We start from the raw sequence: 20628 nt of genomic DNA on the forward strand, positions 1-20628 counted from the left end.
TATTGGCGACGTGTAGTGACGCTTTTGACCTTACTTAACCCAGATGCGGTCGATCACAAATCCTGATTTTCACTTCTCTCGCCTATTGAATTCACACGCCCCGCGCAGGCCATATGGCCAAACCCGGCAAACCGGGTCGTGCTGCATCAACGCTGTTCACATCATTCAAGGAGCGACGCAATGTTGTCCAGATCGATTGGCAAAGCGGCAGGTGGCCTGGTGTTGGGTTTGTCGGTGGCAGCGGCCGCGCATGCGGCACCGTTGTTCGAGCCGGTGACGGTCATCAGCCGCGCATCGGCAAACAGCGAGCCCGCACTGGGCAAGCTGCTGGCCACCCCGTCCACGGCGACGGTACAGGAAGTGCGTGTCGATGCAGCCGCCACTGCACAACCGCAGCTGGAATTCGAACTGCTCGGCCAGCGGGTGCAGGCGGTGCGCAGCAAGGTCGAAGCACTGCCCGATGGCGGCAGCATCTGGTACGGCCAGTTCCGTTCGCCCTCGGACAAGCTGACCGCGGCCACCTCCAACGGCCAGGACGACCCCGGCAATTCGCTGATCCTGGTGCGCTCGGGCGACACCATCACCGGCTCGATCCGCAAGGGCGGAAAGCTGTATCGCCTGCGCCCGTTGGGCAACCGCCACGTGCTGGTGGAAGTGGATGAATCGCGGATGCCGGCCGACCATCCGGCCGACTACAACCAGCTGCCGAAGATCCCGATGGGCAACAACGATCGCATCGGCATCGCGCAGGCTTCGTCCGGTACGCCGGCGACCATCCGTGTGCTGGTGGTGGCGACCAATGCCGCCGTCGCCGCCTATGGTGGCAACATGCAGTCGCTGGTGCAGCTGGCGGTGGCCGAGTCCAACCAGGGCTACGGCAACAGCAATGTCGGCCTGACGCTGCAACTGGCCGGTTACGAGACCACCAACTACAGCGAGTCCGGCAACTTCACCACCGACCTGTCGCGTTTCCGTGGCACCAGCGACGGCTACATGGACAGCATCCACACCAGCCGCAACACCACCGCGGCCGATGTCGGCGTGCTGCTGATCAACAACAGTGCCTACTGCGGCCTGGCCTCGGGGATCGGCTCGACCGCGTCGACAGCGTTCGCGGCGGTGTACTGGGATTGCGCGACCGGCTACTACTCATTCGCGCATGAGATCGGCCACCTGCAGAGCGCGCGGCATGACATCGCCACCGACCCGAGCACATCGCCCTACGCCTATGGCCACGGCTACCGCTATGAGCCGTCCAGCGGCACCGGCTGGCGCACGATCATGGCCTACAACTGCACCCGCAGCTGCCCGCGCCTGAACTATTGGTCCAACCCGAACATCAGCTACAACGGCATCCCGATGGGCAACGCCAGTACCGCCGACAACCAGCGCGTGCTGGTCAACACCAAGGCCACCATCGCGGCCTTCCGCTGAGCCTGTACTGTCCGCGGCCGCCTTGTGCGGCCGCGGATTTCCTGCCGGCGGGAATTACCCGCGGGGCAGGGTATCCAGCGACCAGCCATTGGCATCCACGCGCAGCACCGAGCCCTGTTCGTACCAGTCGCCGAGCACGATGCGGGTGCGGTCGCGGCCGCCGGCCTGCAGCGTATGGATGGCCGGGCGGTGGGTATGGCCATGGATCATGGTGTCCACGCCGTGGCGGACGAAGGTGGCATCGACTTCGGCCGGAGCCACGTCGGTGACGGTTTCGAACTGTGCACGATCGCCCTGCTTCATTTCCGACTGGCGGGCCTGGCTGGCCTCGCGCGCCTTCTGCGCGAAGGCGATGCGTGCGGCCAGCGGCTGCGACAGGAACTGCGCCTGGAACACCGGGTCGCGGGTCTGTGCACGGAACTGCTGGTAGGGGATGTCATCGGTGCACAGCAGGTCACCATGCTGCAGCAGCACCGGGCGGCCGTACAGCTCGATCACGCACGGGTCGGGCAGGATGCGCAGGCCGGCACGGCGCGCGTAATCCTCACCAAGCAGGAAATCGCGGTTGCCGCGGATGAAGTACACGGGCACGCCGCCGTCGGACAGCACCTTCAACGCATCGGCCACCGCATCAGCGGCCGGAGAGGGCGTGTCATCGCCGATCCAGGCCTCGAACAGGTCGCCGAGGATGTACAGCGCATCGGCGCCGGGCGCCTGCTCGCGCAGGAAGCGCAGGAACAGGTCGGTGATCTCCGGACGGCTGGGGTCCAGGTGCAGGTCGGAAATGAACAACGTGGTCATGCCTGCATTCTAGGCCATCAAGGATGATGGTAGCGCCGCGGGAGCGGCGGGGTCGGATCCCTTTCCGGCGGAAAGGCGATCTGATCCCTGGGCTACACCGGCAGCGGCAGCCAGGTCAGGCTGGCCGAAGCCAGCAGGACGGCGATGCCCGTGGCGGCGAGCACGTCGGAAGGATAGTGCAGGCCCAGCACCACCCGCGACAGCCCGACACCGAGGGTGAACGGCACCAGCAGCGGCGCCAGCCACGGGTAGTAGGCCAGTGCCACGATGGTGAACGACACTGCGTGCAGGGTGTGCCCGGAGGGGAAGCTGAATTCGTCCAGCGGTGCCACCCAGGCGCGGATGCGAAGATCGGCCGCGTAAGGCCGCGGGCGCCGCGTCCAACGCTTGAGGCCCTTGTACAGCAGCAATGCGGCCAGGCCGGTGGCGGCCATGTGCACCGAGGCGCGCAGGCCATCGAAGCCATCCAGCACCACCAGCGCGGCCATCAGCACATACCAGAACACGCCATCGCCGAGACGGCTGATGACCGAGAACAGGCGGCGCACGCGGCGGCGCCGACAGTAATGGTTGGCCCGCCGGCACAAGCGCGCCTCGCGCCCTGCCAGCAGTTCAAGCGGCGTGGTGCGCATGGCCGCTCCTCCGCGACTGCGCAAGCTCGGCCAGCAACGCATCGAACTCGGCCACCACCTGCTGTGGATGCAATCGCTTCATCGCGCGCGCGGCATTGCCGCCCAGTTCGTGGCGTTTCGCGTCATCGGCGGCCAGTTGCACGGCGGCCTCGATGAACTGCTCGTCGCTGTCCACCGCTGCGCCGTTCTCGCCGTTGCGCAGGTACTCACGCGCGGCGCCGTAGTCGAAGGCCACGGTGGCCACGCCGCTGGCCATGCTTTCCAGAGTCACGTTGCCGAAGGTCTCGCTGCGGCTTGGGAACAGGAACAGATCGCCGCTGGCGAAGTGGCGGGCCAGCGCATCGCCGCGCTGGATGCCACAGAAGATGAAATCGGGATTTTCATGTGCCAGCTTCTCGCGGGCCGGGCCGTCACCCACCCATACAAAGCGTGCCTTGGGCCGGATCTGCTGCAGGCGGCGGAATGCCTTCACCGCCAGGCCGAGGTTCTTTTCGGCAGCAATGCGGCCGACATGGATCGCCACCAGGCCGTTGCCATCCACGCCCCATTCCTCGCGCAGTGCAGGATCGCGCCGGCCCGGATCGAACTGCTGGCTGTCCACCGCACGGGCCAGCAGACGCACGCGTTCGAAGCCCTGTTCGCCGAGGAACTGCTGCAGTTCGCGGGTCGGCACCAGGGTAGCGTCCGCCTGGTTGTGGAAGCGGCGCATCCAGCGCATGGCCGCGGCCTGCAGCCATGCCACGCCATAGTCGGGCAGGTACTCGTCGAAGCGGGTGTGGAAGCCGCTGGCGACCGGGATACCGAGGCGGCGTGCGGTACGCAGTGCCGACCAGCCGAGTGGACCTTCTGTGGCGATGTAGACCGCATCAGGGCGCTGATTCTGCCAATGGCGGCCCAGCCGGATCGGGGCTGGCAGGCCGAAGCGCAGGCCGGGGTAGCGGGGCAGGGCAGCGCCGGGAACCAGCAAGGTGCCGGGTGCCGAATCCAGCGCTTCGCTGGACTGGCGGGGGCGGACGAGGTCGATCTCGTGTCCGGCTGCACGCAGACCCTGCTCCAGGCCCTGTACGGTGAGGGCGACGCCGTTGACTTCCGGCGGATAGGTCTCGGTGACGATGGCATAGCGCATGGCGGGCCTCCCGGTTTCCGGCATGCTCGGCCCTGGCGATGTAGCCGACATGACCGCATTGCGACCGCCAGATGACGGTGGCACCGGCGACCGCATCGGCGCTGCGGCCAACAGAAAAAACCACGGCCCCGAAGGGCCGTGGTCCTGGTGCTTCATGTCACAGCGCGATGGATCAGAAGCGCTGCTGGTACTTCATGTAGACGAAGCGACCGATGTCGTAGCCACCGTAGTACGAGAAGGCCGAGTTCGGCTTGCTGTACATGACCGGGCCGTACTTCTCGAACACGTTGTTGGCACCGACCGACACGGTGGCATCCCACGGCAGCGAGTAACGCACCTGCACGTCGTGGAAGGTGACCGCGCCGCGCTCGTTGTAGTTGCGTGCGCCCTTGTACCACGGTGCGTACACACCCGGATCCGAGCACTCGTCCGGGTACAGCGCGATGTTCGAGCAGGTTTCCTTCACGCCCGAATAGTAACGCGCGGTCCAGCTCGCGCCGAAGTTGCCCCGCTCGTAGCCCAGCACCAGGTTGGAACGGACGCGGAAGGCGCTGCCGATGCCGTTGGTGACGATCGGGACGATCGAGTTGTCGTTGGAGGTGCGGTAGGTGGCACTGGATACGTAGGTGGTGGCCGAGTTCACGTTGAACTTGCCGAACCGGGTGTCCAGACGGTAGCTCACATCCAGGTCGTAGCCTTCGGTTTCCATGAAGCCCGCATTGCGGTTGCCGAACTTCAGATTGGTCACGATGCCGGTCACCGGATCACGCTGGAAGCGCGAGCAGCGCGCTTCGATACCCGACTCGTAGCAGTCCTGCAGGATCTGGGTCGGCGTGTCGGCGATGATCGTGTTGTCGATGCGGATCTTCCACCAGTCCAGCGAGGCGTTGAAGCCCTGGATGAAGCTCGGGCTCCAGACCAGGCCCAGGGTCTTGCTGGTCGAGGTTTCCGGCGTCAGCAGCGGGTTGGACCCGGAGGTGAACGGCACCGGCGTCGCGTCCGTCGACGTGTTCACCGGGGTGCCACCCTGGCGCAGCTGGCGGAAGGTATTCGCATTGGCGATGTCGCGTGCGCAACGTGCACGGACTTCCGCGCTGGAGGCCGAGGAACCGAAGCGGGTGTCGCACGGATCGCTGAACTGCGCGAAGGTCTCCGAACCACCGCCGAACAGGTCGCTGATGGTCGGTGCACGGAAGCCCTCGGCCCAGGTGCCACGCACCATCAGCGAGTCGATCGGCTTCCACTTGAAGCCGAACTTGCTGTTGAGCGTGTTGCCGAAGGTGTTGTAGTCCGAGAAGCGCGTTGCGCCGTTGAAGGTCAGTTCCTTCGCGCCCGGCAGGTCGGCCAGCACGGGAACGTTCACTTCCAGGTAGGCCTCGTTGACGGTGTAGTCACCGCCGGTCGGGCCTGCGGCCAGGTTGGTGGTCGCGCCGGTCTGGGCCAGGGCATCCGGGGTGTACTTGCCTTCTTCCTTGCGGCTTTCCACGCCGAACGCGAAGCCCAGGTCGCCAGCCGGCAGGGTCACGATGCTGCCAGCGATGTTGGCAAAGAAGTTCTTGGAGGTGGTGCGGCCCTTGGTGATCTCTTCCGGGAACAGCCACGCCTGCAGTTCTTCGTTGCCGTACAGGCCATCGGCCGCCGTCGTGCCGTACGGCACCAGCGGGTTCCACGGCTTGCACACGTCATAGGAGATCGGTGCAGCGGCGGTGCCGCACTGCACCTTGCCGGTGGCGGCGTTGTAGAACGACGGGCCGACGCCGCCAGCGACGCGACCCTTGTGCAGGTTGCCGGTCGCCACCGATTCCAGTTCATTGCGGTTGTACTGGTAGCCCACTTCCCAGTCGAAGTAGCGGCTGCCGATCTCGAACGAACCGTCGAACGACGCCACCGCGCGGTAGGTCTTCAGCTCGCTGGTGGTCACGCGCGGCACCTCCCAGGTGCGGCGGTTCCAGGCCACGGCGGTCGGGGTGGCATACCCGTGCTGGCGGCCGAACGGATTGAAGTAGCTGTTGATCGACATCGAGCCGACACCGGCGGTGCTCGACTGCAGCGGATAGCCCGCGATCTGGCGGGTGGACTCACGCTGGTTGTAGCCCAGCTCGGTGCGGAAGTTGACGTTGTCGGTGATCTTGAAGCGGCCGTCGAAATAGACCGAGTCGCGCTTGACCGGATACATCACGTGCATCTGGTCGTTGGCGTTGCTCACGTCACCGGTGAACGGCGTGCTATCGGTGAGGTGGTAATTGGCCGGGTTGGTGGGATCCGCGCCGCGGTTGAGGGAATAGCCGCAGCCCGCAGTGGCGGTACAGCCCGGGCCGCGCAGACCGGTGAACTGGCCGTACTGGCTGATCGTGGTCCAGTTGCTGCTGTCGTACGGATGGCGATCGGTCATGCCGTACTTGCTGAAGCCGCGATCGCGCGCCCACACGCCCTTCTCTTCGGCATGCTCGGCGGACAGGGTCAACGACACGCGATCGTTGCTCCAGCCGGCGACCACGTCGAAGCGGTCACGCGCGCCGTCGCCCTGGCTGTACTGGCCGTGGTAGACGTTGGCAGTCACACCGGTGACATTGGAACGGGTGATGATGTTCACCACGCCGGCCATGGCGTCGGAGCCATAGATCGCAGAGGCGCCGTCCTTCAGCACCTCGATGCGTTCCACGGCGGACACCGGCAGGGTGGAGATGTCCTGGTAGCCGGACGTGCTGATGCCCAGGCGCTTGCCGTTGACCAGCACCAGGGTGCGCTGGGTGCCCAGGTTGCGCATGTCGATGTAGGTGCCGCCCGCGTTCTCGCCTGCGGTCAGCGCATTGGCGCGGCTGATGGTCGGGCTGCCCATGGCGGTGACGTTCTGCAGGATGTCGGCAACCGAGCTGAAACCCTGCTTTTCAATGTCGTTGCGGCTGATCGCGAACACCGGCTGTGCGGTTTCCACGTCCACCTGGCGGATGCGCGAGCCGGTGATCTCGATGCGGTCGAGGTTGGTCGGGTTGGCGTTGCTGCCTTCCTGGGCAAACGCGGGCAGCGCCGCCAGCGCTGCAGTGGTAGCCAGGGCGTAGCGGATGGCCTGCCCCAGTGCGGTGGTGCGTGAAGTCATGGCGAGCTCTCTCTCTCAGGTCGTGCACAGGACGCCAAAGTGGGCGTCGAAGGAGCCAGCTGGGTTGATGACCGAGCCGGTGACCCGATAGTAGTCTCGTTAGTTAATACTCTGTAAAGGGTTCGTATCAATTTATGTCACGCGGCCGCGCCAGCCTTCACAAAACGTGAACAAAAGCAGGCGCTTACGTGATGGCAGCGATTGCCCACAGCGCGCCGTTGTGTTGCGAAGCAGCACAAAAAACCGCCAGACTGCGCAAAGTGGGAGTGGGAGATTCGTCACCCCAGTTGTCCTGTGGACAACAGCGGACGGCGTATTCAGGCCACGAACGGACGGAACTGGATGCCCAGCCCGGCGATGCCATCGGTCTCGCCGATCAGGTCCGCGCGCAGCAGCGGACGGGCATCGATGAACGCCTGCGGCACGATCAGCGACAGCCGGTTATCGTCGGCGGTCAGTTCCAGCGCCGGCAGCGGATCGTCTTCGTGGGCGCGGTTGAGCAGCACCGCCAGCCGCAGCAGCGCCGCGAGCCGGCGCGCGGTCAGCAGCAGGCGTTCGGGCAGGGCGTCGAAGGCGGTCTTGGCCACGCTGCGGCGGTGGCTGCGCACCAGCGCCGCCAGCATCTGCTGCTCCTGGCGCGAGAAGCCGGCGATATCCGAGTGTTCCAGCACATAGCTGCCATGCACGTGGTAGCCGCTGTGCGCGATCATCAGGCCCAGCTCGTGCAGGCGCGCGGCCCAGCCGAGCATGCGCGCATCGTCGGCATCGAGCCTCCAGCGCTCCTGCACCTGTTCCAGCAGGGACAGCGCGGTGTCCTGCACGCGCTCGGCCTGGACGGTATCGATACCGTAGCGCTGGCTGAGTGCAGCCACCGATTCGTCACGCAGGTCGTTTTCGCCGGCGCGGCCGACGATGTCATACAGGATGCCTTCGCGCATCGCCGCCTTGCTGACCAGCAGCTTCTGCAGGCCCAGCGCCTGGAAGGCCGCTTCCAGCACCAGGATGCCGCCGGCGATGATCGGGCGGCGGTCGCTGGACAGGCCCGGCAGCTGGATGTCGTCGATCTTCTTGGCCTTCAGCAGTTCATCGCGCAGCTGCGGCAGGGCCTCGGCGGTGATGGCGCCCTTGCTCAGCTTCATCGTCGCGCAGATCTCGCTGATCGCCTTGTGCGTGCCCGAAGAGCCCAACGCTTCCTGCCAGCCCAGCGCACGGTACTTGCTGGCGAAAGGCTGGAACTCGCGGCCAATCTCGGCCAGCGCGTCCTTCCAGCGCTTCTTGCTCAGCTTGCCGCCGGGGAAAAAGCGCCGGGTGCTGGCGATGCAGCCGGCCTGCAGGCTTTCGCGCTCCAGGGTCTGCATGCCCATGCCGATGATGAACTCGGTGGAGCCACCGCCGATGTCGATCACCAGCCGGCGCTGCCCGGGCTTGGGCGGTTGCGCGTGGGCCACGCCCAGGTAGATCAGGCGCGCTTCTTCGCGCCCACTGACCACTTCGATGGCATGCCCCAGTGCGGTTTCGGCCGGTACCAGGAACGACTGCGGCGAGCGCAGCTGGCGCACGGTGTTGGTGGCCAGCGCGCGCACCCGGTGCGGCGGCACATTGCGGATGCGCTGGCCGAAGCGGGCCAGGCATTCCAGTGCACGTTGGCGTGCAGCGGAAGAGAGACCCCCCTTGCCATCCAGGCCATCGGCCATGCGCACCGTCTCGCGCAGGCGGTCGATCACCCGCAGCTGGCCGAGCGTGTAGCGCGCGATGACCATGTGGAAACTGTTGGAGCCAAGGTCGATGGCGGCCAGCAGGTCGCCATCCTGCAATGCGGGCGGAGTCGTGGTGGTATGGGGCATGGACGAATGTTAGCCGAAGGGGCGGTGTGCTCGTCACCGCGCGGCCTTCACATGTTGGAAGAGGGGAGTGCGGCAGGGCTGCGCCCTGCACCTGCCGAAGCATCAGCAGCAGGCTATCCGTGGGATGGCGGGGTGGGTCCGATGGCAGGGGACGCCGTGAACCCGTCCATGGGGGCTTGGTCGCCCGCATCCATGCGGCTCACGCCCCTGCCACCGGACCCACCCCGCCTTCGACAGTTCTCCGCGATCTGCCGGACGGCGTTCTGCGCTGCTGTTGGTGGGTGTCGACCTTGGTCGACACAGTGGATGAATCCAAACGCGCCGACCAAGGTCGGCACCTACCGGATCAGAGCCCCTGCATCAACGCCATCTGTGCCGAATGCGGCGCTTCGTCGTGGGCCGGGGCACGCTTGTGGTAGATGCCGTCGGCATCCAGCTCCCAGGCGTTGAGGTTGTCGTCAAGGTAGTTCTGCAGGACTTCGCGGTAGACCCGCTTGGCCAGTTCCGGATCGAGGATCGGGAAACAGGTCTCGACCCGGCGCAGCAGGTTGCGTTCCAGCCAGTCGGCGCTGGCGCAGTACATCTCCGGCGCGCCGTCGTTGCCGAACCAGTAGACGCGGCTGTGTTCCAGGAAGCGGCCGACGATCGAGCGCACGCGGATGTTGTCCGAGATGCCCGGTACGCCCGGTCGCAGCGTGCAGGCGCCGCGGATGATCAGGTCGATCTGCACGCCGGCCTGCGACGCGGCGTACAGCGCGCGCACCACCTGCGGTTCGTTCAGTGCGTTCATCTTGGCGATGATCCGCGCCGGGCGGCCGGCGGCGGCGATGCGCGTCTCGCGCTCGATGCGGCCGAGGATCCCGGTGTGCAGGGTGAAGGGCGACTGCAGCAGGCGCTTGAGCTTCATCTTCGACGCCAGCCCGGACAGCTGCTGGAACAGCAGGTGCACGTCATTGCCGATGTCGGCATCGGCGGTGATCAGGCTGATGTCGGTATACGCGCGGGCGGTGCCGCTGTGGTAGTTGCCGGTACCCAGGTGCACGTAGCGGCGCAGCTTGCGGCCCTCGCGGCGCACGATCAGCAGCATCTTGGCGTGGGTCTTGTAGCCGACCACGCCGTACACCACCTGCACGCCGGCTTCCTGCAGGCGATCGGCCAGGCCGAGGTTGGCTTCTTCGTCGAAGCGGGCGCGCAGTTCGACCACCACGGTCACGTCCTTGCCGTTGCGCGCGGCCTGGATCAGCGCATCGACGATCAGTGAGTCCTTGCCGGTGCGGTACAGGGTCTGCTTGATCGCCAGCACGTTCGGGTCGATTGCCGCCTGCCGGATCAGGTCCAGCACTGCGGTGAAGGCGTCGAACGGATGGTGCAGCAGCAGGTCCTGGCGCGCCACCGTCTCGAAGATGCCGTCACTGTCGCGCAGCGTGCGCGGGGTCATCGGCGGGTATTTCAGGTCCGGCTGCGCGATCAGGTCGTACAGCTGGATGATGCGGTTGAGGTTGACCGGGCCATCGATGCGGTACACCGCGTTCTCGGTCAGGCCGAAATTCTGCAGCAGGGTGCGCACGATCTCGCGCGGCATGTCGTGCGCGATCTCCAGCCGCACCGCCGGCCGGTAGCCGCGGTCGACCAGCTCGTCGCGCAGCGCCAGCGCCAGGTTCTCCACTTCCTCCTCGTCCACCACCAGCTCGGAATTGCGGGTGACGCGGAACTGGTAGGCACCCTGGACTTCCATGCCCGGGAACAGCTCATCGACGAAGGTGGACAGCACCGAGGACAGAAACACGAAGTTCTGCGATCCGCCCAGCTTCTCCGGCAGCTGGATGATGCGCGGCAGCGAGCGCGGCGCACGCACGATGGCCAGATGGCCGGCGCGGCCGAAGGCATCGGTGCCCTTCAGCACCACCACGATGTTCAGCGACTTGTTGAGGATCTTCGGGAACGGGTGCACCGGGTCCAGGCCCAGCGGCGACAGCACCGGCATGATCTCGTTGCGGAAGTAGGCGCGCAGCCAGCGCTTCTGGCGGTCGGTCCAGGAGTGGCGGCCGAGCACGCCGATGCCGGCGTCCATCAGCGCCGGCCGCAGCGTCTCGTTCCAGCAGCGGTACTGCTGGTCCACCAGTTCGGCGGCACGGTCATGGATGGCGCTGAGGATGGCCTGCGGGCTCATCCCGTCCGGTGCGGGTGGCAGGCCGAATTCCTGCGCGTGGCGCACGGCAGCGGCGCGGATCTCGAAGAACTCGTCGAGGTTGGTGCAGGAGATGCACATGAAGCGCAGGCGCTCCAGCAGCGGCACCTGCGGGTCCATCGCCTGGGCCAGCACGCGGAAGTTGAAATCCAGCTGTGACAGTTCGCGATTGATGTACAGCGCCGGGTCGCGCAACGGATCGTTGTCCGGGCTCACGGGGAGGGGGAGGGATCCGAGGCTGCTCATGGCGTCATTCTTCGATGGAGGTCAGGGGGGCGGACTCGCGCGGGCGCACGTGGTCGGCATCGAAATGGCAGGAGAACACCGAGCCCTTGCCGACTTCGCTTTCAATTTCCAGCCGTGCGTGGTGCAGGCCGAGGATGTGCTTGACGATGGACAGGCCCAGGCCGGTGCCACCGCTTTCGCGGGAGCGGCTGCTGGAGACACGGTAGAAGCGTTCGGTCAGGCGCGGCAGGTGGGTGGCCGGGATGCCGTAGCCGGAGTCGCGCACCGCCAGCACCGCACCGTCGCCCTCGCGGCGGAACTCCACCGCGATGCGGCCACCAGCCGGCGTATAGCGCACCGCATTGGTGACCAGGTTGGAGAATGCGCTGTGCAGTTCCTTGGTCGAGCCCTGAAGGTCAACGCCGGCCAGGTCGTCGATGCTGATCTGGTGGCGGCCCTGGCTGTGCGCCTCGGCCTCGCGGCGCAGGGTGGCCAGCATCGGCTGCATGGCCACGGTCTCTTCCTCGCTGTGCTCCTGCGATTCCAGCCGCGACAGGGTCAGCAGGTCTTCCACCAGCTGGGCCATGCGCTGGCTCTGCTTGCGCATTTCTTCCAGCATCGGTCCGGTTCCCGGGAAATCCTCCGGGTCCATCATGTCCAGGTAGCCGTGGACTACGGTGAGCGGCGTGCGCAGCTCGTGTGAAACGTTGGCGACGAAATCCCGCCGCACCTGCTCCAGGCGCAGCAGCTTGCTGACGTCACGCGCGATCAGCAGCCAATAGTCCGACGAATAGGGAATCAGGCGCAGGTTCAGGCGGATCGCCGGATCGACCGGCGAGGGTACGTCCAGGATGGGCTCGGCATTGCGGCCACCAGCCAGCCAGTGTGCCAGCGGCATTGGCTGCAGGCGCTCGACCAGGGCCTCGCCAAGGTCGCCGGGATGGTGCAGGCCGAGCAGGGCGGTAGCCGCTTCATTGAACCACTGCACGCGCTGGCTGTTGCGATCCAGCACGACGACGGCATCAGGCAGCGCGGCGGCGGCAGCGCGGTAGCTGCGCAGCATGTCCAGCAGGCGGCGCTTGCGCACGCGCATTTCCACCTGGTTGCGGTACAGCAGGCGGTCCAGTTCGTTCCAGACGCCGGTGCCTTCTTCGGCGGTGTCCCAGCGCTGGCGAGCGGTCAGCCGGCGCAGAACGCTGCGCAGGCGCCAGTAATGCCAGGCCAGGGCCGCCAGCGCGCCCAGTGCGATGCACAACCACAGATGGCCCGTGAACCACCCCACCAGTCCGGCGAACAGCAGCACCGCGGCAACGGTGGCCAGGGTCTTCAACCAGGCAGAGCGGATGTGGCGGGGCATTGCGATCTCGTCGTTGAGGTGCGGCGGTTCACTGGGGTGAACCGAGGGTTATAGCAGAGTTGCCGGCACCGGCACCTGCAGGTGCGCGGTGCCGGCACGACGAGACTCAGGTGGCAGTGGAGAAGCGGTAGCCGGCGCCGCGCACGGTCTGCACCATGTTCTCGGCGTTGAACGGCTCCAGCGTCTTGCGCAGGCGGCGGATATGCACGTCGATGGTGCGCTCCTCCACGTAGACGCTGCCGCCCCACACATGGTCCAGCAGCTGGGCGCGGGTGTAGACGCGCTCCGGGTGGGTCATGAAGAAATGCAGCAGGCGGTATTCGGTCGGACCGATCGGCACCGGCTGGTCGTTGGCGAACACGCGATGGGCGGCGCCGTCGATACGGATCGGGCCGACGGCTACGCTGCCGTCCTCGTCATCTTCGCGGGCGCGGCGCATGACCGCACGGATGCGGGCCAGCAGTTCGCGCGCCGAGAACGGCTTGACCACATAGTCATCGACACCGGCCTCGAGGCCACCGACGCGATCGTTCTCTTCGCCGCGGGCGGTCAGCATGATGATCGGCACTTCGCGGGTCAGCGTTTCCTTGCGCCAGCGACGGGCCAGGTCCAGGCCGCTGGTGCCGGGCAGCATCCAGTCCAGCAGGATCAGGTCGGGAACGCGATCGGCGATCGCGGTCTGGGCCTCCCGGGCATCGCCGGCGTGGACCGGTTCGTAATCGCCCTTGCGAAGGGCGAAGGCGACCATTTCACGGATCGCGGGCTCGTCATCGACGATCAGGATGCGTTTCTGCACGAGGACACCGTAGGGCTCGGTTACTGGACTGGTGCCAGTAGACTACGGTTTGATGACATGTTTGTGACTACCCGGCCGGAACCGGCCCGGATTGCCATCGGCCGGTCATGCGGTGCTCAGCGGCGGTCCAGATCCGGGTCCTGCACGCCCTGCCGGCGCAGCTCCAGCACCGTCGGGGTGATCGATTCGATGCGCGCGTCAACCCGCGCGCGGCCGATGTAATCCAGCGCCGGGTTGCGCTTGAGCGCCTGCAGCTGCATCAGTGCCTGTTCTGGCCGCCCGCTGAGGAAGGCGGCCTCGGCATAGGCCTCGCTGGCGCGCACGCTGTCGCCAGCCAACTCGCTGGCGCGGGCGAAACGCTGCTGGAAGACCGGATCGTTACCACTTTGCGACAGCAGAGGGCGGAGCATCGCCTGCGCACGCTGGCCGGCCTCGCGGCTGCCTTGCTCGTTCAGGATCTCGGCATAGGTCAGTGCCACCGGGCGGCTGTTGGGGTGTTCGCGCAGCAGCTGCTCGAAGCGGCTGTTGGCCTGGGCCGCCTGGCCTGCGCGCGACTCCGCCTCGCCCAGGCCCAGCGCCAGCCACAGGTTGCCGGGGTGGCTCTGCAGCAGGCCGGCCAGGGTCTGCCGGGCCTGGCCGGCACCGGCACGGCCGCCGCGCATCACCGCCAGCGCCTGGCCGTAACGCTGCGCATCGTTGAGGCCGTCCTTCTGCCGCTTGGCCAGGTCGGCGTACTCGCGCTCCAGCTCGGGGGTGGAGTCCGCGCTGAGCACGCGCAGGCGCTCACGCGCCCACTCGAAGTCACCGCTGGCGCCACGGTTGAGCTGGCCGATCGGCAGGCGCAGCACACTGCCGGGGAGCAGCGGGTTGTTGCCGCGCAGCAGCGGCTCGCCCAGGCTGGGATCGGCCGGGTCCACCCGCTCCTTGCGCTCGCCGGTGGGGGTGCTGGTGGTGAGCAGCACCGTATCCTTCTTCATCTGCTGGGCGCGGGACTTGGCCTCACTGATGCGGGTGATGTTGACCGGGTGGGTGCGCAGGAACTCGGGCACGCTGTAGCCGCCTTCGTTGCCGCGCATGGCTGCCGACATCCGCTCGAAGAAGCCGGCCATGGCATCCACGTCGTAGCCGCTGCGCGACAGGGTGCGGATGCCGAGGCGGTCGGCCTCGGACTCGTTGGAGCGGGTGTAGTTGATCTGCCGCTGCTGCATCAGGCCCATGCCCGAGCTGATCGCGGCCATCGTCGCGTTGCCGGACGACGTGCTGTTGCTGGCCTGGGCGGCCACTACCGCCGCCAGCATGCCCAGCAGGATCGGGATCTGGTCGCGCTGGGCGCGCTCGACACCGCGCAGCACGTGCTGCTGGGTGACATGGGCGATTTCGTGGGACAGCACGGCAGCGACTTCGTCCTCGCGCTCGGCGGTCAGCACCAGTCCGGCATTGACCCCGATGTAGCCGCCCAGCGTGGCGAACGCGTTGATCTGGCGGTCGTTCATCACGAAGAAGGTGTACGGCTGCCGCGGCTGGTCACTGTTGGAGCCGAGCCGGGCACCCATGGTCTGCAGCCAGTCGTTGACCAGCGGATCTTCCAACAGGTAGCCGTAGTTGCGCAGCTCGCGCAGCATCATCGCGCCGTACTCGGCCTGGCGGGCCGGGGTCAGCAGCTCGCCGGCCGAAGAGCCGATGTCGGGCAGCTTCTCCTGGGCCTGGGCCAGCGGCATGGCCAGGGCCAGGGTGGCGGCGGTAGTCAGCAGCAGGGCTCGCAAGCAGAAGGTCCTCGGGCGGGGCGCACCAAGCGTGGCAGGGCGGGGGGCAACCATTCGTTAATCCACAGTGTTGCGGCCGTGGCGTGGAAATTCCAGCGCACCGGTACCATATGTAGACCGTCGATCCATCGTGGAGTTTCCCGTGACAGCCCAGACCGCCGGCGGTGCCCCCGCCATCACCATCTATTCCACCGCCGTCTGCCCGTACTGCGTGGCCGCCAAGAACTTCCTGAAGAGCAAGGGCCAGCAGTGGACCGAGGTCCGCATCGACCTGGACCCGGCCGAGCGCGAGAAGATGATGGCGCTGACCCGCCGCACCAGCGTGCCGCAGATCTTCGTCGGCGATGTCCATGTCGGCGGCTACGACGACATGATGGCCCTGCACCGTGAAGGCAAGCTCGAGCCGCTGCTGGCCGGGCAGGGCCAGGCATGAGCGCGGCCGACGACGGCAGCAAGGACCGCATCGCCGAGTTCACCGAGTTCCGCAAGCGCATGAACGAGCGCATCCTGGGCGAACCGAACCAGGTGGTGCGTCGCTTCTTCGCGCTGGATACGCAGACCTACCAGGCCGGCGCGCTGAACGTGAAGACCAAGGAGCTGCTGGGCCTGGTGGCCTCGATGGTGCTGCGCTGCGACGACTGCATCAGCTACCACGTGGCCCAGTGCAAGGATGCCGGGGTGACCCGTGAGGAGTTCTTCGAGACCTTCTCGGTCGGCCTGGTGGTGGGCGGCTCCATCGTGATCCCGCACCTGCGCCGCGCGGTCGACTTCCTCGATCAGCTCGAAGGCGGCGCGGCCGCGCCAGCCGCGCACGAACACTGAGGGTAGTGCCGGCCGCTGGCCGGCATCGCCTGAACCCGGCATCGCCGGGGTTGCCGGCCAGCGGCCGGCACTACCGCGCCCGCAAGGGTCCTCCCCGCGATCCAACAGCCCAGGAGCCCCCTTGTTGTTCAAGGGGGCGCGCCGACAGGCGGGGGGATAAGGTGGGATGCGCGGGCAATTCTGCCTGAGCCGGGGACTGGGACCATGGTCTATTTGGGACCTCGGCCCCGGCTCAGGCATAATTGCCGGTGAAACTTCCTTTGCGCCGGCGTTTCCGGGCACGTCCGGACGGCGTTTTTCCCCCTGTTCGGAACATCGATCAATGACGCAGAAAATTACGGTCATCCGCGGCGACGGCATTGGCCCGGAAATCATGGACGCCACCCTGTTCGTGCTCGACCAGCTCAAGACTGGCCTGGAGTACGAAGACGCCGACGCCGGCCTGGTGGCCCTGGAAAAGCACGGCGACCTGATGCCGGCGGTGACCCTGGAATCGATCGCGCGCAACAAGGTCGCGCTGAAGAGCCCGCTGACCACCCCGGTCGGCGGTGGCTTCACCTCGATCAACGTCAGCCTGCGCCGTCACTTCGACCTGTACGCCAACGTGCGTCCGGCCCACACCTTCCCGAACACCAAGTCGCGTTTCGACAACGTCGACCTGATCACCGTCCGTGAGAACACCGAAGGTGCCTACCTGGCCGAAGGTCAGGAAGTGTCGGCCGATGGCGAGACCGCCTTCTCCGGCACCCGCATCACCCGCAAGGGCTCCGAGCGCATCGTGCGCTACGCCTTCGAGCTGGCCAAGAGCACCGGCCGCAAGAAGGTCACCGCCGTGCACAAGGCCAACATCATCAAGTCGACCTCGGGCCTGTTCCTGAATGTCGCCCGTGAAGTGGCCGCGCAGTACCCGGACATCGAGTTCCAGGAAATGATCGTCGACAACTGCTGCATGCAGTTGGTGATGCGTCCGGAACAGTTCGATGTGATCGTCACCACCAACCTGTTCGGCGACATCATCTCCGACCTGTGCGCCGGCCTGGTCGGCGGCCTCGGTCTGGCCCCGGGCGCCAACATCGGCAAGGACGCGGCGATCTTCGAAGCCGTGCACGGCACCGCGCCGGACATCGCCGGCCAGGGCAAGGCCAATCCGTGCGCGCTGCTGCTGGCGGCCGCGCAGATGCTGGACCACATCGGTCAGCCGGAAAACGCCGAGCGCCTGCGCAAGGCCATCGTGGCGACCATGGAAGCCAAGGATTCGCTGACCGGCGACCTGGGTGGCACCGGCACCACCATGAGCTTTGCCAAGGCCATTGCCAGCCGCCTGTAAGCGGCCGGCCGACCTCGGTTGGATCCACAGCGGGGCGCCTTCGGGCGCCCCGTTGCGTTTTCCGCTTCTGTGGAGTCGAGCATGGCTCGACTCCACAGAAGCGGTCTGTGCTGATATCGCACAGATCATGTGCTGTTGCACGGCTGGTTCGTGCGCCATCCGCTCCGCATCCTGTGCCCACTTTCCATTGCACAGGAGTCGCCCCATGAATCTCGCCGCCTTCGGCCTGGCCAGCCTGTTCGGCATGACCGCCACCATCCCGGTTGCTGCTGCCGAGCCGGCCCATCCCACCATCCGCCATATGGCGGGTGCGCCGGTCGCGACCTCGCTGGAGGCGGCGAAGACTGCCGTGCTGGTGATCGACTTCCAGAACGAGTACTTCGATGCCAAGGCCGTACCGGGCTTTGCGGGTGGCCGCATGGTCATTCCCGATGGCGTGGCCGCACTGCGCCAGGCCAGGCGGGTAGTCGAATTCGCCGATGCCCACGGCATCCGCGTGATCCATGTCCAGCACGTGCTGCCGGCCGGCGCACCCCTGTTCGCGCAGGGCAGCGTCAATGCCGCCTTCCATCGCGACCTGCAGCCGCGCCAGGGCGAGACCGTGGTGCAGAAGGACAACGTCAGTGTGTTCGCCGGCGCGTCCGCCGCCGTGCTCGACCAGATGCTGAGGAACGCGGGCATCGACACCCTTATCGTCACCGGCCTGCAGACCCATGCCTGTGTGGCCGGTGCCGCGCGCGACGCAGCGGCCGCACCACGTGGCTACCGGGTGATCGTCTCGTCCGACGCCAGCGCCAGCCGCGACCTGGACCTGGCCGGTGGCCAGCGCATCGGCCATCGCGCGCTGCATGAGGCCTCGCTGGCGCAGATCGAAGACGCTTTCGGCGATGTCATGAGCACCGACGCGATCCTGGCGCTGCCGGTACGCAAGGCCGGCGACGGTGCTTGATAAGCTGGCGGGGCCCGCATGCCGCGGGCTCCGCCACGTGGAGCTGCCCGCCGATGGATCACTTCGCCGCCCTGCGTGCGCTGCGCGCCATCGTTGACGCGGGCAGTTTCACTGCGGCCGCCGAGCGCCTGGGGACCACCCACTCGGCGATGTCGCGGCAACTTCGGCAGCTCGAAGAGCACCTGCAGGTACGCCTGCTCGATCGCAACAGCCGTCGGCTGTCATTGACCGAGGCCGGGCGCGATTACCACCGCGAGGCGGCAACGCTGCTGGACCGCCTGCAGGAGGCGGATGATCGTGCTCGCGCCGGGCAGGCGCAGCCCAGCGGCAGCGTGCGGATCAGCGTGCCGCAGGTGGTGGCCAGCCAGGAGCTGCCCCACTGGCTGCCCTCGTTCCTGCAGCGTTACCCGCAGGTCACGCTGGATCTGTCGGCGGATGACCAGCGGGTCGATGTGGTGGGGGGTGGTTTCGACCTGGCGCTGCGCATTGCAGCTTCATTGCCGGACAGCCAACTGGTCGCGCGCGAGCTGGCCAGCTGCCCGCGCATCCTGGTCGCCGCACCGGCCTACCTGGCGCGCCATGGCCTGCCACGGCACGCAGTGGATCTGGAGCAGCACACGCTGCTGGGTTTCAGTCCCACGCCGTCAATGCCGCCCTGGCGGTTGCAGGGACCGCGCGGCGCCAGCGTGAGCGTTGAAGCCGGGCAGCGCCTGCGCGTGGATGCCACGCCCGCGCTGTACGCTGCCGCGCTGGCCGGAATGGGCATCAGCCTGTTCACCGCGCTGACCGTGCAGGAGGACCTGCGCGCCGGTCGCCTGATCCGCGTGCTGCCGGCCTGGCATGCCGGCCAGCGGCGCTACTTCGCGCTGTACCCGCATGCACGTGCGCTCGCGCCCAAGGTGCGAGCGCTGGTCGAGCACCTTGCGGCACACTACGCTGCACAGGCCGGCGTGACTGGCTAGCGGGGAAATGCAGCCACGCGTTACAAAGAGAAAAGGGCGCCCGAAGGCGCCCTTTGTCGTTTATGGCTTTGCCCGGTTCAGCGCTGCTGGATCTTCGACAGCAGGCGCAGGAACTCCACATACAGCCAGACCAGGGTCACCATCAGGCCGAATGCGCCATACCACTCCATGTACTTCGGCGCGCGCTGGGCCACGCCGGTCTCGATGAAATCGAAGTCCAGCACCAGGTTCAGCGCGGCCACGACCACCACGAACAGGCTGAAGGCAATGCCCAGCCAGCTGGAGTCGTGGATCACCGGCACGTTGATGTTGAAGAAGCCCAGCACGAACGAGGCGAGGTAGAGCAGGGCGATGCCGCCGGTGGCGGCGACCACGCCCATCTTGAAGTTCTCGGTGGCCTTGATCAGGCCGCTGCGGTATGCGAACAGCAGGGCGGCCAGGGTGCCGAAGGTCAGCAGCACCGCCTGGAACACGATGCCCGGGTACTTCATGTTGAACAGGGCCGACACGGCGCCCAGGAACAGGCCTTCGACCAGCGCGTACATCGGCGCGGTGACCGGCGACCATTCCTTCTTGAAGATGGTGATCAATGCCAGCACCAGGCCGCCAATCGCGCCACCGATGGCGTACAGGCTCGCGCTGCCGGAAATCTGGCCGTACTCGTCGACCGCCTGGCTCCAGGCGAACGCCGCGGTCAGCACGGTCAGCAGCAGCAGGATGCCGGTCTTGTTGGCGGTGCCGTTGAGGGTCATGGCCTGGTCGGGGCTGGTCACTACCGAGCCACTGGCGAGGTCGAGGAAGGTCGACTCGGAAAGAGCCGGGTTGCCGCTGCGCATGCGTGTTCTCCGTGCGAATGAAGGTCGGGACGGCCATCCGGCCGATGGGCGTGAGCATAGCCGATGACTGCTTTCGGCGTTGTGGCAGGCCCGGATCTGTGCATCCTTCGTTGACAGTTCCCAACGCGCTTGGCGACAATGACCAACTCCCCGGGCCCAACCCGAGGGGATTGCAAGACCGGGGTATAGCGCAGTCTGGTAGCGCGCCTGCTTTGGGAGCAGGATGTCGGGGGTTCGAATCCCTCTACCCCGACCAATCCCACGCCACGTCGGATTGGACACCGTTCCGGTTCGGGCGCCCGTAGCTCAACTGGATAGAGCACCGGCCTTCTAAGCCGGCGGTTACAGGTTCGATTCCTGTCGGGCGCGCCATTGGCGGGCACCGGGATCGCATCGACGGATGTGAAGAAGTGCTTGCAAAAGCGCAAGGACTCCACCAGAATATCGGACTCGCTTCGGCGGACCGCAA

The 20628-nt window shown here is 66.7% G+C and carries 16 protein-coding genes and 2 tRNA genes; 8 read left to right on the forward strand and 10 right to left on the reverse strand.

The window, feature by feature from the left end; all coding sequences use genetic code 11:
* Positions 1-180: 180 nt before the first annotated feature.
* Positions 181-1434, forward strand: a complete 1254-nt coding sequence (locus tag ACMGRF_RS02485; protein ID WP_262257189.1) for a zinc-dependent metalloprotease — start codon at positions 181-183, stop codon at positions 1432-1434.
* Between the two features lie 54 nt (positions 1435-1488).
* On the opposite strand, the gene lpxH is transcribed toward ACMGRF_RS02485, so the two are convergent.
* The 9 genes from lpxH to ACMGRF_RS02530 form a co-directional block, all read right to left on the reverse strand.
* Positions 1489-2235: a UDP-2,3-diacylglucosamine diphosphatase gene (lpxH, locus tag ACMGRF_RS02490; RefSeq protein ID WP_099495919.1), complete on the reverse strand. Its 747-nt coding sequence runs from the start codon at positions 2233-2235 to the stop codon at positions 1489-1491.
* Positions 2236-2327: 92 nt separating this feature from the next.
* Positions 2328-2867, reverse strand: coding sequence for a phosphatase PAP2 family protein (locus ACMGRF_RS02495; RefSeq protein WP_049417416.1), 540 nt, complete (start codon positions 2865-2867; stop codon positions 2328-2330).
* Positions 2848-3993, reverse strand: coding sequence for a glycosyltransferase family 4 protein (locus tag ACMGRF_RS02500; protein WP_049417417.1), 1146 nt, complete (start codon positions 3991-3993; stop codon positions 2848-2850). Before ACMGRF_RS02500 ends, ACMGRF_RS02495 begins: the two co-directional genes overlap by 20 nt.
* 172 nt (positions 3994-4165) lie before the next feature.
* Positions 4166-7090 (reverse strand): TonB-dependent receptor domain-containing protein, encoded by a 2925-nt coding sequence (locus tag ACMGRF_RS02505; RefSeq protein ID WP_049417418.1) that lies wholly within the window; start codon positions 7088-7090, stop codon positions 4166-4168.
* 317 nt (positions 7091-7407) lie between these two features.
* Entirely contained in the window at positions 7408-8934 is a 1527-nt protein-coding gene (gene ppx, locus ACMGRF_RS02510; protein ID WP_049417419.1) for an exopolyphosphatase, read from the reverse strand.
* A gap of 346 nt (positions 8935-9280) precedes the next feature.
* Positions 9281-11368, reverse strand: coding sequence for a polyphosphate kinase 1 (gene ppk1 / locus ACMGRF_RS02515; RefSeq protein WP_049438745.1), 2088 nt, complete (start codon positions 11366-11368; stop codon positions 9281-9283).
* A gap of 4 nt (positions 11369-11372) precedes the next feature.
* Entirely contained in the window at positions 11373-12704 is a 1332-nt protein-coding gene (gene phoR / locus ACMGRF_RS02520) for a phosphate regulon sensor histidine kinase PhoR (RefSeq protein WP_049417421.1), read from the reverse strand.
* 106 nt (positions 12705-12810) lie between these two features.
* A complete protein-coding gene (phoB, locus tag ACMGRF_RS02525) occupies positions 12811-13500 on the reverse strand; it encodes a phosphate regulon transcriptional regulator PhoB (protein WP_005408258.1) in 690 nt (229 codons plus the stop codon).
* Positions 13501-13616: 116 nt separating this feature from the next.
* On the reverse strand, positions 13617-15317 hold the full coding sequence (locus ACMGRF_RS02530) for a M48 family metalloprotease (protein WP_180880068.1): 1701 nt from the start codon (positions 15315-15317) through the stop codon (positions 13617-13619).
* 88 nt (positions 15318-15405) lie between these two features.
* On the opposite strand from ACMGRF_RS02530, the gene grxC reads away from it, so the two are divergent.
* From grxC to ACMGRF_RS02555, 5 genes are all read left to right on the forward strand, one after another.
* Complete coding sequence (gene grxC, locus ACMGRF_RS02535; RefSeq protein ID WP_004154541.1) at positions 15406-15696, forward strand: glutaredoxin 3; 291 nt, start codon at positions 15406-15408, stop codon at positions 15694-15696.
* Positions 15693-16085, forward strand: a complete 393-nt coding sequence (locus ACMGRF_RS02540) for a carboxymuconolactone decarboxylase family protein (protein WP_180880070.1) — start codon at positions 15693-15695, stop codon at positions 16083-16085. Before grxC ends, ACMGRF_RS02540 begins: the two co-directional genes overlap by 4 nt.
* A 322-nt stretch (positions 16086-16407) precedes the next feature.
* The gene (locus ACMGRF_RS02545; RefSeq protein ID WP_012479261.1) at positions 16408-17412 is read left to right on the forward strand and encodes an isocitrate dehydrogenase; all 1005 of its coding nucleotides are present in this window, start codon (positions 16408-16410) and stop codon (positions 17410-17412) included.
* 205 nt (positions 17413-17617) lie between these two features.
* A complete protein-coding gene (locus ACMGRF_RS02550) occupies positions 17618-18361 on the forward strand; it encodes a cysteine hydrolase family protein (protein WP_414485611.1) in 744 nt (247 codons plus the stop codon).
* A 53-nt stretch (positions 18362-18414) separates the two neighbouring features.
* Complete coding sequence (locus tag ACMGRF_RS02555) at positions 18415-19323, forward strand: LysR family transcriptional regulator (RefSeq protein ID WP_099542705.1); 909 nt, start codon at positions 18415-18417, stop codon at positions 19321-19323.
* A gap of 77 nt (positions 19324-19400) precedes the next feature.
* Here the strand turns inward: ACMGRF_RS02555 and ACMGRF_RS02560 are convergent, their stop codons facing one another.
* The gene (locus ACMGRF_RS02560) at positions 19401-20159 is read right to left on the reverse strand and encodes a Bax inhibitor-1/YccA family membrane protein (protein ID WP_005415466.1); all 759 of its coding nucleotides are present in this window, start codon (positions 20157-20159) and stop codon (positions 19401-19403) included.
* A gap of 179 nt (positions 20160-20338) precedes the next feature.
* On the opposite strand from ACMGRF_RS02560, the gene ACMGRF_RS02565 reads away from it, so the two are divergent.
* Positions 20339-20415 (forward strand) — tRNA-Pro (locus tag ACMGRF_RS02565).
* A gap of 39 nt (positions 20416-20454) precedes the next feature.
* Positions 20455-20531, forward strand: a tRNA-Arg gene (locus ACMGRF_RS02570).
* Positions 20532-20628 lie beyond the last annotated feature (97 nt).

The sequence above is a fragment of the Stenotrophomonas sp. EMP41 genome, assembly GCF_047495535.1.
Taxonomy (GTDB): domain Bacteria; phylum Pseudomonadota; class Gammaproteobacteria; order Xanthomonadales; family Xanthomonadaceae; genus Stenotrophomonas; species Stenotrophomonas sepilia.